Genomic DNA, 16,462 nt, shown 5'->3' on the forward strand with positions numbered 1-16,462 from the left:
GGTTCAACATAATTGGAGACTAACAATCCTGGTTAAAAGTTGTTCAGAGAAAACTTATTACAGAGGCCTTAACCGTTTTTTTTTAAACAACAGGATCGCTATCCCGGTAGCCATCATTGCGGTGCAGAGCAGCTGTCCCATGGTGAAGATGAACCAGGGATAATTTAAATGGGGGTCAGGCTGCCGGACAAACTCAATGATGAAACGGATGAAGCCATACCCCATAAGGTATAAAGCAAATATGCGATGTTTTGCTTTCGGGTGGCGTTTGACGGACCATAAAATTATAAACAGGACAATTCCTTCAAAAAAAGCTTCATAAAGCTGGGAGGGATGGCGCAGGGTATGGGTGGGGTCCGTGGGAAAATACATCCCAAAGGGCAGGGTAGTTGCTCTTCCAAACAGTTCAGCATTGAAAAAATTTCCAAGCCTGCCAAAGGTGTACCCCAGGGGTACGGCCGGACAGATCAAATCGGAAAAATCCCAAATATTCATCTTGTGTTTTCGGCAATAGAGAAAAAATGCCGTCACAACCCCTATAAGGCCTCCGTGGAAAGACATTCCGGAAATACCGGTGAATTTAAATCCATTGGAAAGATCAAAGGGAAGAAAAATTTCCAAAGGGTGGTCCAGAAAATAGGGGAAATTATAGAACACCACATAGCCGAGTCTGCCGCCGAGAATAACGCCCACAGCTGCCCACACAAAAAAATCATTTACGAGCTCCCTGGGAAAATGCCAGGGTTCGGTTTTGAGCCGGTATGCCACTAACCAATAGACGCTGGCAAAGGCCGCAAGATACATGAGGCTGTAGTATCGCACTTGAAACCCGTTTGATTTGAAATAAATAGGGGCTTATCTTATAGGGTAATTCCTGCCACCAGTTCATAGGCAACCTTATCTATATGATGATTTTTTCAAAGGTCTATGATTCCGAGAGTCGGTCTGTAAAAATTCTGGCGATCATTTCTTTGAGCAGCTTGGCTGCTGTCATGGCGGTCATGCTGTTAATATCCCGGTCTGGATTGTATTCCACAATATCACCGCCAATGAGGTTGCCTTTTACCCGGTGAATAATATCTAAAACCTGTCGGGTGGTAAAACCGCCGGGTTCATGGTGGGAAACCCCCGGGGCAAATGCCGGGTCCAGGCAGTCCATATCAATGGAAAGATAGACCGGTCCGTCAAATTGTAACTCGTTTAGCCAGCCGTTTCCCTCTTTCATTTCCATTATTTCAACCCCCAGCCGATCCGCTTGTTCCCGCTGATGGCCATTGATGGTTCTGATCCCGGCCTGGACCAGTCGGCTGGCTAATTTTTTTTCCATGATCCTGGCAAAGGGGCATGCATGGGAAAACGGGTTGTTATCAAGACTGTCATAGAGGTCCGGGTGGGCATCCAGATGCAAAATATTTAAAGTTTTATATTCTTTTGCGAATGCTTTGATAATAGGAAAGGTAATTGAGTGATCTCCTCCCAGGCAGATGAGCCTTGCATCTTTTTTAAGGAGTGTGGTAACTTTTCGGGTAATGGTTTCAAAGGTAGCGCTTGTATTACAACAATCCACATCTCCCACATCATAGAGACCCTTTAGGGTTCCCAGATCAACCCCCTGTTCTGTCCAGAGGTTGGAGGATTCACAAAAATAGCTTTCCCGGATCCTGGAAGGGGCCAGGGCAGGTCCTCGTTTAAAAGAACTATTGGCATCAAAGGGAATGCCAAGGATACAGATACTCTCCTTGTCAATTGTCTGGGAGTTCGAGGGTTTCATTTTTTTTCTCTTTTACGGGAAGGGGATCCAACGGTCGGCAGGGATCCCAAATGTCAGGGTTCATTTGTCTGGTGACAGAAGGGGTTAAAGCGTTAAGAAATGCTTCCCTGGAAACTTCAACTGCCCCCATATTGAGCAGATGGCGGGTGGTTACCTGGCAGTCGATCATATCAAATCCATTGGCATTTAACAGCGTTGCAAGGGCTGTCAGGGCCATTTTTGAAGCATCACTCGCACGGCTGAACATGGATTCTCCAAAAAAAGATCCCCCTAAGGTTACCCCGTATAGTCCGCCAACCAAATTATTCCCATGCCAGGTTTCAATGGAATGGGCATGTCCGTGTTTGTGGAGTTGGATATAGGCCTCTATCATTTCATCCACGAGCCATGTTCCTTCATACTTGTCCCGTCGCGGTTGGGCACACGAGGCAATGGTCTGTTCAAAGGCATTGTCCATCGTGATCCGAAAGGGAGTTTTGTTGATTTTCTTTTTCAGGCTTCGAGAAATTTTAATGGTATTGGGAAATAATACTAGTCGGGGGTCCGGAGACCACCATAGCAGGGGTTCATTTTCCGAAAACCATGGGAAAATACCATTTTGATAGGCAAGCAACAGTCTCTCCAAAGAAAGGTCTCCCCCAATACACAGAAGTCCGTCGGATCTTGCAAGCCGTGCCGGCGGGAATTCGATTCTTTCTGATAACCTGAAAATGGGCATTCAGTTATTTTACAGAAAAGGTCAACTCATCATTCTTCAGGCCGATGGAAAGTTTTCCTCCTTTTTCAAGTTTGCCAAAAAGAATTTCATCGGTGAGCTTGTCTTTTATGGTTGTTTGAATGAGCCGAGCCAGGGGTCTGGCCCCAAATTTGGGATCATATCCCTTGAGGGCAAGATGGGTGCGGGCCTTGGCAGAGTAACTTAAGGAAATTTTCTTTGCTTTCAGCATGGTTTTCAGTTCCCCCATGTTTTTGTCCACGATCATCTCCATGACTCGTTTAGACAAATGATTGAACTGAACAATATTGTCCAGGCGATTTCTAAATTCCGGGCTAAAGGTCTTTTCAACTGCCTTTAATCCTTTGGAATCTATCTGGGCTCTCTGGGAACCAAATCCAATATTGTTGACATCCATTTCCCTGGCCCCGGCGTTTGAGGTCATGATAAGAATCACGTTTCTAAAATCTGCTGACTTGCCGTTGTTATCGGTCAAGGTGGCATAATCCATGACCTGGAGCAGTATATTATACAGATCCATATGGGCCTTTTCAATTTCATCCAGCAGCAGGATTGAGTGGGGGTGTTTTCTGATACTATCGGTTAAAATACCGCCCTGTTCAAATCCCACATAGCCGGGAGGAGCACCGATGAGCCTTGACACCGCATGCTTTTCCATGAATTCACTCATGTCAAATCTTAAAAATTCAATCCCCATATTGGCTGCCAGCTGTTTGGCCACTTCTGTTTTTCCCACACCGGTCGGGCCCATGAACAAAAAGGAACCAATGGGCCGGTCCGGTGCACCAAGGCCTGCTCTGGAGCGTTTGATGGCGGTGGTTAATGTGGTTATGGCGTCATCCTGGCCGTAGATAACCTTGAAGAGTCTTTCCGGCAGGGATTCAAGATTGGCCCTGTCCGTTGATGTCACAGAGGTGACGGGTACCTTTGCAATTTTTGCAACAATGGTTTCAATATCTTTGGTGCTGACGTTCTTTCGTTTGCCAGCTCCCTTAAGGCGCAGATAAGCACCGGTTTCATCCATCACATCAATGGCTTTGTCCGGCAGTAGCCGGTCGTTGATATATTTGTCAGACAGATAGGCAGCCGCCTCTATGGTTTTATCCGAATACTTTAGACCATGGTGGGCTTCATAATGGGGACGAAGTCCCTTTAAAATATCACAGGTCTCCTCCACACTGGGTTCGGCCACTTCAATTTTTTCAAATCGTCTTGAAAAGGCCCGGTCTTTTTCAAAATGGTTTTTATATTCTTCATAGGTGGTGGTACCGATGCACTTGATATCCCCTGAGGAAAGGGCAGGTTTGAGAATGTTTGAGGCATCCATTGAACCGCTGGTGGTAGCCCCTGCGCCTATGACCGTGTGAATTTCATCAATGATGAGCAGGGCATTTTTTTTCTTTTCCAGGGCATTGATAACGTCCTTGAGCCGTTGCTCAAAATCGCCTCTGTATTTGGTCCCGGCAAGAAGGGTGCCCATGTCCAGGGAAAACAATTCACAGTCTTCCAACAGATCCGGCACTTGATTGGCATGGATTTTTAAGGCAAGTCCTTCGGCAATGGCAGTTTTGCCAACGCCCGGGTCCCCTACCAGTATGGGATTGTTCTTTCTTCTGCGGCAGAGCACCTGCATCACCCGATCCATTTCATTTTCACGGCCGATGAGGGGGTCAATTTTATTGTCCACAGCCTTTTTTAACAGGTTAGTGGTAAAGGCTTCAAGGGGATCTTTCTTCTGCTGACGCTTGGGCTTGGGATCTGCCTGGGGAAACATCCTTTGGGAAAGGTCCTGGCTGCTTTTGGCCTTTTTATCAGGTTCGCTTGAATGGGAAATGTATTTGAGCACGTCCAGTCGGGTGATCCCTTCGGATTCCAGGTAGAAGGCCGCATGGGAGTCTTTTTCCTGGAAGATGGAAGCAAGAATGTCCCCAAGGTTCACCTCACTTTTTTCAGCGGATCTGGCATGGTTGATGGCCCGTTGTATCATTCGCTGGAACCCTATGGTCTGCTGGAGAACATATTCATCCTTGGTTTCTATTTTGGTGAGTTTTTCATCAAAGAATTTTTCTAGCTCATCTTTTATCTGATTTGGGCTTCCCCCGCATTTCTCAATGGTTTCCAAGCCGGTTTCATGGTTAAGGATGGCGTAAAGAACGTGTTCTACACATACATATTCATGCCTTCTTTTTTTTGCTTCCCGTACGGCAAAACCGAGGGCAGTACTGAGTTCTTTGCTGATCATGATGCTACTCCTTTTCCATTGTACTTTTTAAGGGAAACCCCTTGTTGCTTGCCAGGTTGTGTACGGTTTCCATTTTTGTTTCTGCAATCTCCAAAGGATATATCCCGCACACTTCTTTTCCCTTATTATGTACATTAAGCATTATTTGGTTTGCTTTTTCAAGTGATTTTCCAAAAACTGCAAGAAGAATTTCCACTACAAATTCCATGGTCGTATAATTGTCATTGTGCAGAAGGACTTTATACATGGGCGGATGATCTTCTTTGGATTTCGATGAGATCCCTGTTTTTGTTGTTGAATCGGTGGATGTCATATTTTTCTCCTAGGGCATACAGCATTTTTTATATTTCTTGCCGCTGCCGCAGGGGCAAAGATCGTTTCTGTTGATTTTTTCCTGGCTCCGCTTCACGGGTTTTTTCACGGTGGATTCATCAGAGTGGGAAAAGGTCAGGTTCTGTTGCTCCTTTTGCTTTATTTCATCCACACGGGGAGGACCGGTTATCTGAATTTTAAACAAGATATCCACCACCTCTTGCTTGATCATTTCCATGAGGCCATGGAACATGTCAAACCCTTCTTTTTTATAGATCCGCAAGGGATCCTGCTGGGCATATCCCCGCAGTCCGATGCCTTCTTTTAGATGATCCATGGACAACAAATGCTCTTTCCACCGGGTGTCAACGGTCTGAAGGACAATAAACCGTTCCAGCTGCCGCATCTGCTCTTGTCCGATAAGCGTTTCTTTTTCAAGGTAATAGCCTTTGGCCAATTCAAAGATATGGTCAGATACCTGGTCCCGGTCCTGATTTTCTTTCACCGCCAGTGTCAAATCAACGGGAAAACCAAATAACTTTTTTGCCCCCGATTCAAGGCCTTCCATGTCCCAGTCTTTAATGGGGGCTTTTTCATCGGAAAATTCATTTACCAGTTCATAGGCCTTGTCCTCGATCATTTCCAGGATGACGGATTTTAAATTGTCTTCCTGCAACGCCTGGCGTCGCTGTCGGTAAATGACTTCCCTTTGCTGGTTCATGACATCATCATATTCAAGCAAATGCTTTCTGATTTCAAAATTGTGGCCTTCCACCTTTGCCTGGGCATTTTCAATGGCCTTGGAAATAAAGGTGTGTTCAATATGTTCCCCTTCTTCAATTCCCAGGCGGTCCATGACGGCATGGATTTTATCTCCGCCGAATATTCTGAGTAAATCGTCTTTAAGGGACAAATAAAATCGTGAACTGCCCGGGTCTCCCTGCCTTCCGGAACGACCCCGAAGCTGGTTGTCAATTCGTCGGGATTCATGGCGGGAGGTGCCCAGGATATGCAGTCCTCCAAGTTCCGTGACCCCATCTCCCAGTTTGATATCAGTCCCACGGCCGGCCATATTGGTGGAAATGGTCACGGCTCCTTTCTGCCCCGCATTGGCGATGATTTCAGCCTCTTCCTTATGGTGCTTGGCGTTCAAGACCGTGTGGGGAACCCCTCGTTTCTTGAGTTTTTTACTCAGGTCTTCGGAGACGTCAATGGAAATGGTTCCCACAAGCACGGGCTGGCCTTTCTTATGAAGCTGTATGACCTCCAGGATGACGGCATTGTATTTTTCTGTCGGTGTCTTATAGATCAGGTCGGGAAAATCCTTCCGGATCATGGGTTGATGGGTGGGGATTACCATAACATCCAGATCATATATTTTTTTGAACTCAGGGGCTTCTGTCTCTGCAGTACCGGTCATTCCGGACAGTTTGTCATACATCCTGAAAAAATTTTGAAAGGTAATGGAGGCAAGAGTCTGATTTTCATTTTCAATTTTAACGTTTTCTTTTGCCTCAAGTGCCTGGTGCAAGCCTTCGCTGTATCGCCTTCCCGTCATCAACCGTCCGGTAAACTCATCAACAATCACCACCTGATCGTTTTTTACAATATAATCGGTATCCCGCTTGAACAGGGTGTGGGCTTTCAGGGCCTGGTTGACATGGTGGAGCATTTCAATATTGGCGGGATCATATAGATTGTCCACCGACAAGAGCTCTTCTCCCTTGGCAATCCCTTCCTCTGTGAGAGAGACGCTTTTGGATTCTTCGTCCACGGTATAGTCTATTTCTGGCTTAAAGGCCGGGATAATGGTATCGACCTGGGTATAAAAATGGGTTGATTTTTCAGCCTGGCCTGAAATGATCAAAGGCGTTCTTGCTTCATCAATGAGAATGGAGTCCACCTCATCCACAATGGCAAAGTTGAGGGGGCCCTGGGCAAGGTTTTCCCTTTCAAATTTCATGTTATCCCTCAGATAATCAAACCCGAACTCATTATTGGTCCCATAGGTGATATCCGAGCCATAGGCTTCTTTTCTTTCCTGGTCGTCCAGACCATGGAGAACCACCCCGACGCTCAAACCGAGGAAATTATAAATTTTGGCCATCCAGTCGGCATCCCGTCGGGCCAGATAGTCATTGACCGTAATAATGTGAACCCCTTTGCCGGAAATTGCGTTTAAATAAGCCGGAAGGGTGGACATCAGGGTTTTTCCCTCACCTGTTTTCATTTCCGCAATGGTGCCTTGGTGGAGGGCAATTCCACCAATGAGCTGCACATCAAAATGGCGCATGCCAAGGATTCTGACAGAGGCTTCCCTTACCAGGGCAAAGGCTTCCGGCAAAATGTCATCCAGGGTTTCACCGTTTTTAAACCGAGTCTTGTACTCTATCGTTTTTTGGGGCATTTGTTCATCTGACAGTGACTGCATCTGGGGTTCAAGAAGGTTGATTTTATCTAAAATGGGCTGAAGCGTTTTTAATTGCCGGTCATTGCTGGAGCCAAAGACCTTTGTGAAAAATTTGAGTACCATTTAAATTTTACCTGTTCATAAGTTATAATAGGGTTAAGTATGCTGCTATTTAAATTTTCTTTCTAAAATATATAAGCATTAATCAGGAAAATAAAACAAAAAATTAAAATAAATTAATTCTTTTGATAGGGGGGGATTCAGCAAAAGTGGAGGCAGGGGCTAATTGAGAATATATTTCAAAGGGTTGGCTGGAACACCATTGATGCGAACCTCATAGTGGACATGGGGACCGGTGCTTTTGCCAGTGTTGCCTAGAAGGCCGATAACATCCCCTCTTTTTACTGCTTGGCCCGGTTTGACCAGAACCTTTTTCAGATGGCCGTATTTGGTTACCCTGCCATATCCATGGTCAATGATAACCAGGTTGCCATAATGTGCTTTAGGGGCTGCATAGGAGATTTTACCGTTTGCAGTTGCAATGATTTTGGTCCCTGTCTTGTTTGAAATATCAAGACCTGAATGAAAGGTCCTTTGTCCTGTAAAAGGCGACTTTCGGTATCCGAATTTGGAGGTGATCCAGCCGTCAACCGGTCTGATGGACGGGGTTGATGCCAGAAGATTCTTTTTTTTCTCAAGGTGTTTGATAAGATCTTTAAAATTAAGTACCTGTTGTTCGGCAGCCAAAGTGGTCTGGCTTACCTGTTCATGCATTTCCCGGATTAGGTTGTTGTGTCTGTCCTCGAGGGGTATGTCCTGATCAAGGTCATTTTCCGGAATCCCGCCAATACCGATGAACCCCGAAGATTCTCCGGATATTTTAATGTCGGCAATCAACCTGACCTTGCCTTCCAGTATTGAAAGGTTGTCTACTTGTTTTTTGAGAACTTCAATATTTTTAGCAAAAGCCTGAATTTGTTCCCTCTGGTTATGGATATCAGTGCGGTATGAATCAATGGTCTGTGTCAGGGCGTTGTTCTTAAACGATATGGTCTTTAACCGATGATAGTCATATCCAAGATAGGTGAGACTTGCCCCGGCCCCCATGACAACAAGGATGAAAAAAAACACCCATCGTTTGTGAATGGAGATCTCCTTGATATCGGAATCTGAACCGGAATGAAACCAAACTTTTATTCTTTTTTTCATTATCACTTTCTTATTTAGATAATTAATGGTTGTCAAGCATAATGTTTATGGTAGGGGTCAGGCTTGCGTTATTGTGCTTTTGTTAAAAGCACAATAACGCAAGCCTGACCCCCTTATAAAGGAGTCTGGACATAGTCCAAACCAATCTCATCGGCCAGCCCAAACATGATGTTCATATTTTGGACTGCTTGTCCTGCAGCACCTTTTAACAGGTTATCAATGGCAGAGACAAGGATAATTCTACCGGTGTCTTCATCAAAATGGCATCCAATGTCACAGCAATTGGTTCCCCTGACATGGGACATGGAAGGAAAACATCCGTCGGGCAGCAGTCGGACAAAGGGTTCTTCCATATACCATTTTCGGTATGCCTGGCGAATATCTTTAAGGCATACAGATGGGGTGGCCTGTCCGTAAATCGTGGAAACCATTCCCCTTGTTACCGGTACCAGATGGGGTACAAAGGTGATTTTGACCTTTTCTTCGGCATGAATACTTAAAATTTCCTCTATTTCCGGGGTGTGCCGGTGGTTCCCTATTTTATAAGGGGCAAAGGATTCGTTTGCCTCACAATAGTGGGCTGCTAAAGAAAGGGACCTGCCGGCTCCGCTGACTCCGGATTTAGAATCGGAGATAATTCCGTCAAGGTGTATGAGTTTCTCTCTGATAAGGGGGAGCAGGGCCAGAAGGATCGTGGTGGGATAGCATCCGGGGTTTCCAATGATTCTGGCTGTCTTAATCTGGTCCCGGTAGATTTCAGACAGACCATAAACACTTTGGGCCAGAAGATCCTTGGCAGTATGTGGTTGATAAGCCTTTTCATAGGCAGCAGGGTCGCTGAATCTGAAATCAGCAGACAGGTCAATCACCTTAATTCCCTGCTCTAGTAATGGCGCTGCATAGGCCATGGAAACCTTATGGGGCAGGGCAAGAAACATGAGGTCCACCCGGTTTGCGAGGGCGCGTGCATCCAGATCTTCACAAATGAGGGATTCAAAACCCCGCATGGAGGGGAAAATATCTGTTAGCGGCTTTCCCTTGTAACTGCTGGACGTAATTGCTTCCAACCGGGCCTGGGGGTGGTTGGAAATCAATTTGACAAGTTCTACTCCTGTATAGCCCGATGCGCCTGCAATGCCTACCTTGATCATAATCGTTTGCCTACCTGGTAATGGATTTATTTTTTAAATCGTTATTTTATGCCAAAAACACTATTTATGCAAACTCAAATATTCAACCAATGTGTGATCTTCTCCTGCAAGTTGGTGATCAATAATCTCACTTATTTTTTTCCAGTCTCCGCCTGCAAGTCCGGCACCTATCTTTGGATACCCTATTCTTTCCCCTGAAAAATCCATTTTTATTTGGGAAAACAGGGCCGCAATTGCATCATAATCTGCCAGCACATGGGCCCCTGAATAATGGTATTGGGTATATCCGTTTATGATTGTCAGGGGTTTCCCGCTGATCTTAACGATTGCCCTTGAATAGGTTCCAAGTTTTTCCCGGTCCCCTGGTCCGGTTTCAAAATCTGCATGAAAGGCAGGGGGAAAGGTCTCGCTTATCTGTTGTGCAATGCCCGCACCCATGCTGCAAAAACAATTGCACCCGTGGATGATAACATCAAACTTGCCTGACAGGGCCAGTGAAATCAGATCTCCTTTTAAAATTTTCATATTTCCCGGTTCCTCTGGATTTTTTTGTATAAACTGTTCATGTCAAAATATGCAAAAATTATTCCCGGTGTCGATAAATTGTAATAATAATAGGGTAAAAAGTTAGATTCCTCCCCATAAGCAATAGGCATAAGGCGGTGGTTGAAAAAAATTAAAGCAGCTATGTTCACCAGTTCCATGAATTGAGAAGCCTTGCAGAGGGAAAAGGGGTTCATCTGGTCATGGGATGTCATGAAATTGACGGCAATATCCTGTATGAGTGATGGGATATGATCGTTTTGGTGACTGGTAAGCAATGGGCCAAGGGCTGTATGGTTTTAAAATTGGTAAAAAAAATGTAAAAATCCATGGTTCTTGTTGAACCCATGGGGAGTGTCAGTATCCTAAGTTCCATGTATGGTTCTATCAAATTTTTCAGGGAGCCGGTAAACACCATCTCCCATATGGCAGGTGCCGTCGGATCTGCTATCGGGCTGATCCTTCTGGTTGTTTTTGCAGCTGACCGGGCTGATCTTTGGCATGTGGTTTCTTTTTCCATTTTTGGCATCACCTTAATTCTTATGTATACGGCAAGCTTTCTTTACCATGGTCTGTGCATATCGGAAAAAGCCCTTTTGACCCTTCGTAAAATTGATCATATTATGATTTTCATGGTCATTGCTGGATCCTATACTCCCCTTTGCCTGGTGCCTCTTCGGGGACCCTGGGGATGGAGTCTTTTTGCCATCGTCTGGTCCATTGCGGTCATTGGGATTTTCATTAAAATCTTTTACATAAAGGCACCCCGGTGGGTTTCCACCTGTATTTATTTGATGATGGGTTGGCTTTGCCTGGTGGTCATTTATCCATTGGTGAAAACCGTTGAACCCATTTGTCTCGTCTGGCTGGCCATGGGCGGGGTTTTTTACAGCGTTGGTGCCCTGGGATACGCCCTTAAAAAACCCAACCCCTTTCCCGGAATAGTGGGCTTTCATGAGATATGGCACCTCTTTGTCCTTTTGGGGAGTGCCTGCCATTTCTGGCTTTCCTTCCGATATTTGATGGTTATCAATTAAAATTTCTTGTAATTTTTTGACTTCTTTGTAACAGTCATTGCCTTTGGGGGGTAGTTTGTGTTTTCAATGCTTATCATATACTTAAACCATTGGGGCAAAGGTACTATGATGGAGGAGTTGGGATGGAGGAGTTGAGATGGAGATCTGCCAGATAGAAAAAATAACCGACTGCAAACATGTGAACCTGTTTTCCATTCAATACAGGGATCGGGCTAAAAATATTAAAAACTGGGTGTTTGCATCCCGATCCCAAGATCCCGATCCCTTGAATCAGGAAAAGGTGGGTGTGGATGCCGTGGTCGTGGTCCCCTTTCATCGGCAAGCGGAAAAATTAGTGATTATCAAGGAGTTTCGGGTCGCGCTGGGTGGTTGGCAGTATGGATTTCCCGCAGGCCTTGTGGACAAAGGAGAAACCATTGTCCAGGCAGGGGAACGCGAGCTTCTTGAAGAAACAGGCCTGGCAATCACCCGGGTTTTGAAAAAAAGTCCCGCCATTTATTCCTCATCGGGGCTGACAGATGAAACCATCAGCCTTTTATTTGTTGAATGTGAAGGAACCCCCAGCAATGAATTCAACGAGATGTCCGAGGACATTGAGGTGATATTGCTTTCCCGAGACGCGGCCAAGGGATTGATCTCAAAACCGGGTCTTAAATTTGATGTAAAATCCTGGATGGTGTTAAGCATGTTTGCCGATTACGGCATTATCAGTTAAGGAAATTTTCTCGTGTTTTCAAATTTTTTATATTTTCTGATCGCCCTTGTGATCTATGCCTCTTTCGAACTTTTTGATAAAACCAAAAATTTTGACCCGAATAACCTCTATTACAGCCTGATCTCTGCGGCTGTATTTGCTGTGATTTGCCATACATGGTTTAAACGGCTCGCTCAAAGGGGAGGCAAAGGGTCTTCTTTCGGGCTGGACCATTCCATTAACAGGGCAATCTCAAAGCTGTCCATGATGGCTTTAATACTTTTTGCTGCCAATATTTATGTGTTCAGGCTTCCGCTTTTTTTTGCCGATGTCTGGTTGTTTACCCGTATCCCTACCCTCGCAGCTGTTTTGTTCCTGGGCCTCTTTCTCGCCTACCTTGTTATCGTTTGGAATGCAGCCTATGGGGTTCAAAAACGATATCTTCCCGTAAATCTGACCCAAAAGCGTTATATTGGTTCAAACATCTCATTTTCCCTGCCCGCCTTACTTCCCTGGTTTTTTCTGTCTTTGTTTGCCGATTTGATTCAGTTTTTGCCCCCTGGACCTGTTCGAACCTATTTTAATACAACGGCAGGTGAAATTGTCTATATTTTGACATTTTTGATCCTTATTTCTGTTTTTGGTCCGGTCCTGATAAAAAAACTTTGGGGGTGTACCTCCCTTGAACCGGGGGCTTACCGGGCCCGAATTGAAGCAACCTGCACCAGGGCCGGGTTAGCCTATGCGGATATCTTAAAATGGGAGCTTTTTGGCGGCAGCATGATCACCGCCGGTGTCATGGGGCTTGTGGGGCGATTCCGATATATTTTGGTTACACCAGCCCTGATGGATGCGCTGGATGACGATGAACTTGATGCGGTTATTCTCCATGAAATTGGTCATGTTCAACGATATCACATGCTTTTTTATCTCTTCTTTTTTGCCGGGTTTGTCGGGTGTAATTTTGTTTTTTTTGAGCCCATGATACTCCTGCTTTATATTGCAGGTCCGGTTTACCAGACATTTTCTTTGCTGGGAATCGATAAAGGAGATGTCTATCCCGCCCTCATCTGTATGTCGTTGATCGGCTCGTTTGTGATATATTTCAGGTTTGTGTTCGGGTTTTTTATGCGAAACTTTGAGCGCCAGGCAGATATACATGTATATGGGTTTCAACGGGATGCAGCTTCCCTGGTCTCTACCTTTTATAAGATAGCCGCCTTGAGCCGGCAGCCCATTGACAAACCGAACTGGCATCATTTTGGAATCGGTGAAAGAATTCGGTTTCTGGAACAATGTCAGGAATCCCCGATGTTGATCGCCCGTCATCACAGGCGGGTGAAAACGCTGATGATCGGGTATCTTTTATTGGTTCTTGCCCTGTTTTGTACAGGATATAGTATCAGCTATGGTGGCGCAAAGGAAGCGTTTGAAAAGTATGTTGCCAAGGAAATACTCTTCCAGCAATTGGAGGTAGATCCGGAGAATTCAGACATCTATGCGGTTGTGGGAGATTATCATTACAATGAAAAAGCCTATGACAAGGCTAGGGTTGCCTATGAAAATGTGATTCTTATTGATGCTAAAAATATTCATGCCCTGAATAATCTTGCCTGGCTGCTTGCCACCTGCCCGGATGAAAAATTCAGGGATGCCCCAAGAGCCCTTGAGTTAGCCTTTCAGGCTGTTTTACTCAAGCGGGAGGCATTTGTCCTGGATACCTATGCCGAGGCCCTGGCCTTAAATAAAAGAAAGGCGCAGGCAATTGAGGCGGCACGAGAAGCCCTGTCCCTGGCCAAAGAAAAACAATCCTATTACAGGGAGCAGGTGGCGCGGTTTGAGAAAATGGGCGAATAAATTTCTTTGAGGCTGCCGGAGATACGCCAGGAGTGTGCCTCAAAGATATTATTATTTTTTTTAAAAACAGAGTATTTGAAACCTTGCGTTGTCTCGAAGAATATAGTATGCCCTTAGGATCAGCGTTTCAAGCAATTGTTTTTTTATTAACGAAGGAATAATTTTTAATGAATTATTCAGCATTACTAACAAATTAACCGGAGGGAAGTATCTATGAAATTTGTAAGATTGTTAGCTGTTTGTATCACCGTCCTTGGCATGTCCACATTTGCCATGGCAGGCACTCTGGAAGATGTTAAGGCCAAGGGGTATGTTCAGGTCGGTGTTAACGGAGACCTGTTTGGGTTTGGTAAAGCCGATGAGAACGGTGTATGGAAAGGGCTTGATGTTGATTGTGCAAGAGCTGTTGCCGTTGCCGTTTTTGGCAGTCCTGACAAAATAAAATTCACCCCGCTGACCGCTAAAACAAGATTTACTTCATTGCAGTCCGGTGAGATTGATGTCCTTTTCAGAAATTGTACCCAGACCCTGAGCCGTGATACTTCATATGGCCTTGATTTTGGTGTCGTTAATTACTACGACGGCCAGGGGTTCCTTGTTCGCAAGGACCTGGGTGTAAAAAGTGCAAAAGAGCTGGACGGCGCTTCTATCTGTGTCCTTCCCGGAACAACCACGGAAATGAATGTTGCCGATTATTTCAGGTCAAACGGAATGAAAATGAATCCGGTTGTTATTGAAAATACGGCCGAACTTAACAAGGCATTTTTTGCAGGCCGGTGTGATGCCCTGACCTCTGACGCATCCCAGCTTGCAGGACAGCGCGCCGTTGCCCCAAATGCCAAAGATTACGTCATCCTTCCCGATATCATTTCCAAAGAACCACTGGCGCCTGCTGTAAGGCATGGAGACAATAAATGGAAAGATATTGTAAACTTTTCTGTGCTGGCCCTGATCAACGCTGAGGAGCTTGGCATTACCTCTAAAAATGTTGACGAAATGCTGAAAAGCACTAACCCGAAGATCCAAAGATTCTTGGGAGTTACTCCAGGTAACGGTGAATCCCTTGGGCTTGATGAAAAATTTGCCTACAACATTGTTAAAATGGTGGGTAACTATGGCGAAGTTTTTGAAAGAAATGTTGGCGTAAATACCCAGCTCGGTATTGAACGAGGACTCAACGCTCTCTGGACAGATGGTGGATTGATGTACTCTCCTCCGTTTAAATAATTCTTTTTGAATGACGTATGGTGCAATGCAAGTTGCACCATACGTTTTAAACGTACCGATTTTAAACGTACTGTGAAAGAGTATATTGAATAAAGTTATGAAGATTAAAAATTCAGAAAACATTTCGTTTTGGTATGACCCTGATAAACGAGCGATCATTTACCAGATTGGCACCGCACTTTTTGTTGCATTTATTGCCTGGTACCTGGTTTCCAACACCATGACCAACCTTGCAAATCAAAACATTGCTACCGGGTTTGGATTTTTAAACAAAGAGGCTTCCTTTGAAATCGGTGAGTCCTTAATCGAATACTCAGCAGCCGACAGATACTTAAAGGCCCTTTCCGTTGGTTTCTTAAACACGCTGCTGGTATCTTTTATCGGCATTCTTTTGACCGTTGTCCTGGGCACTTTTTTAGGGATTGCCCGATTATCGAAAAACTGGCTGGTCAATAAATGTGCGGCAGGGTATATTGAACTTTTCCAGGATATTCCCGTTCTTTTGCAGCTTTTTTTCTGGTATGCCTTTTTTTACGAGATGCTGCCGTCACCCAGGCAAGCGCTCAATCCCTTTGGAGGGTTGTTTTTGTGCAATCGAGGGCTGATTTTTGGCATCCCAGCAGCCCATCCTGTTTATAAATATATGGCCCTTTCAATCCTCCTTGCCGCCGTTCTTATTTTCTTTATTAAACGATGGGCAAAAAAACGGCAGGATGCCACCGGTGAGATTTTTCCGATTATCAAGGTATCCTTTCTTCTCGTTCTTGGATTCCCCTTTGCGTGCTGGCTTGCGGGCGGTTCACCAACCCAGATGAGCGTGCCGGTGTTAACGGGATTTAATTTCAAGGGAGGGATGGCTGTCAGCCCGGAATTTGCCGCCCTTCTACTGGGGCTTGTATTATATACGGCAGCCTTTGTCGCAGAAGTCGTTCGTGCAGGTATCCAGGCTGTTTCCAAGGGCCAAACCGAGGCGGCCATGGCCATCGGTTTAAAACCCGGGCAATTATTAAATCTGATTATTTTGCCCCAGGCATTGCGGGTTATTATTCCGCCCCTCACCAGCCAGCTGCTCAATTTGACAAAAAACAGCTCTCTTGCGGTTGCCATTGGATATCCGGATTTTGTCTCGGTTGCAGGGACTGCCATCAATCAGACAGGTCAGGCCATCGAAGGGGTCATGTTGATCATGATTGTCTATCTTTTCTTCAGCTTATCAACCTCGGCCTTTATGAATTGGTACAATAAAAAAACGAAACTGGTAGAAAGGTGATCC

At 45.2% G+C, this 16,462-nt stretch carries 14 protein-coding genes; 5 read left to right on the top strand and 9 right to left on the bottom strand.

The genetic code is table 11. The features are described from left to right. Positions 1–57: 57 nt before the first annotated feature. The 9 genes from lgt to ACZ45G_RS07985 all read right to left on the bottom strand — a co-directional run bounded on the left by lgt (position 58) and on the right by ACZ45G_RS07985 (position 10,356). Positions 58–822 (bottom strand): prolipoprotein diacylglyceryl transferase, encoded by a 765-nt coding sequence (gene lgt, locus ACZ45G_RS07945; RefSeq protein WP_464176763.1) that lies wholly within the window; start codon positions 820–822, stop codon positions 58–60. 103 nt (positions 823–925) lie between these two features. Next, positions 926–1,771, bottom strand: a complete 846-nt coding sequence (gene speB, locus ACZ45G_RS07950) for an agmatinase (RefSeq protein ID WP_464176765.1) — start codon at positions 1,769–1,771, stop codon at positions 926–928. Further along, a complete protein-coding gene (gene aat, locus ACZ45G_RS07955) occupies positions 1,743–2,396 on the bottom strand; it encodes a leucyl/phenylalanyl-tRNA--protein transferase (RefSeq protein ID WP_464176767.1) in 654 nt (217 codons plus the stop codon). The genes speB and aat overlap by 29 nt, the downstream gene beginning before the upstream one ends. 97 nt (positions 2,397–2,493) lie before the next feature. Continuing rightward, on the bottom strand, positions 2,494–4,749 hold the full coding sequence (clpA, locus tag ACZ45G_RS07960) for an ATP-dependent Clp protease ATP-binding subunit ClpA (protein WP_464176769.1): 2,256 nt from the start codon (positions 4,747–4,749) through the stop codon (positions 2,494–2,496). Between the two features lie 4 nt (positions 4,750–4,753). Continuing rightward, positions 4,754–5,062 (bottom strand): ATP-dependent Clp protease adaptor ClpS, encoded by a 309-nt coding sequence (locus ACZ45G_RS07965; RefSeq protein ID WP_464176771.1) that lies wholly within the window; start codon positions 5,060–5,062, stop codon positions 4,754–4,756. A 9-nt stretch (positions 5,063–5,071) separates the two neighbouring features. Further along, positions 5,072–7,594: a preprotein translocase subunit SecA gene (secA, locus tag ACZ45G_RS07970; RefSeq protein WP_464176774.1), complete on the bottom strand. Its 2,523-nt coding sequence runs from the start codon at positions 7,592–7,594 to the stop codon at positions 5,072–5,074. A 159-nt stretch (positions 7,595–7,753) separates the two neighbouring features. Beyond that, entirely contained in the window at positions 7,754–8,680 is a 927-nt protein-coding gene (locus tag ACZ45G_RS07975; protein ID WP_464176776.1) for a M23 family metallopeptidase, read from the bottom strand. Positions 8,681–8,793: 113 nt separating this feature from the next. Beyond that, positions 8,794–9,831, bottom strand: a complete 1,038-nt coding sequence (gene argC / locus ACZ45G_RS07980) for an N-acetyl-gamma-glutamyl-phosphate reductase (RefSeq protein WP_464176778.1) — start codon at positions 9,829–9,831, stop codon at positions 8,794–8,796. A gap of 60 nt (positions 9,832–9,891) precedes the next feature. Beyond that, positions 9,892–10,356 (bottom strand): macro domain-containing protein, encoded by a 465-nt coding sequence (locus ACZ45G_RS07985; protein WP_464176780.1) that lies wholly within the window; start codon positions 10,354–10,356, stop codon positions 9,892–9,894. A 347-nt stretch (positions 10,357–10,703) separates the two neighbouring features. On the opposite strand from ACZ45G_RS07985, the gene trhA reads away from it, so the two are divergent. The 5 genes from trhA to ACZ45G_RS08010 all read left to right on the top strand — a co-directional run bounded on the left by trhA (position 10,704) and on the right by ACZ45G_RS08010 (position 16,459). Beyond that, positions 10,704–11,411 carry a PAQR family membrane homeostasis protein TrhA gene (trhA, locus tag ACZ45G_RS07990; RefSeq protein ID WP_464176782.1) on the top strand — a complete coding sequence of 236 codons (708 nt, stop codon included), beginning with the start codon at positions 10,704–10,706 and terminating at the stop codon, positions 11,409–11,411. 136 nt (positions 11,412–11,547) lie between these two features. Next, a complete protein-coding gene (locus ACZ45G_RS07995) occupies positions 11,548–12,126 on the top strand; it encodes an NUDIX domain-containing protein (RefSeq protein WP_464176784.1) in 579 nt (192 codons plus the stop codon). Positions 12,127–12,138: 12 nt separating this feature from the next. Then, positions 12,139–13,962, top strand: a complete 1,824-nt coding sequence (locus ACZ45G_RS08000) for a M48 family metallopeptidase (protein ID WP_464176786.1) — start codon at positions 12,139–12,141, stop codon at positions 13,960–13,962. Positions 13,963–14,175: 213 nt separating this feature from the next. Beyond that, the gene (locus tag ACZ45G_RS08005; protein ID WP_464176788.1) at positions 14,176–15,189 is read left to right on the top strand and encodes an amino acid ABC transporter substrate-binding protein; all 1,014 of its coding nucleotides are present in this window, start codon (positions 14,176–14,178) and stop codon (positions 15,187–15,189) included. A gap of 97 nt (positions 15,190–15,286) precedes the next feature. Then, on the top strand, positions 15,287–16,459 hold the full coding sequence (locus ACZ45G_RS08010) for an amino acid ABC transporter permease (RefSeq protein ID WP_464176790.1): 1,173 nt from the start codon (positions 15,287–15,289) through the stop codon (positions 16,457–16,459). Positions 16,460–16,462 lie beyond the last annotated feature (3 nt).

It is taken from the genome of Desulfoconvexum algidum (genome assembly GCF_055382125.1).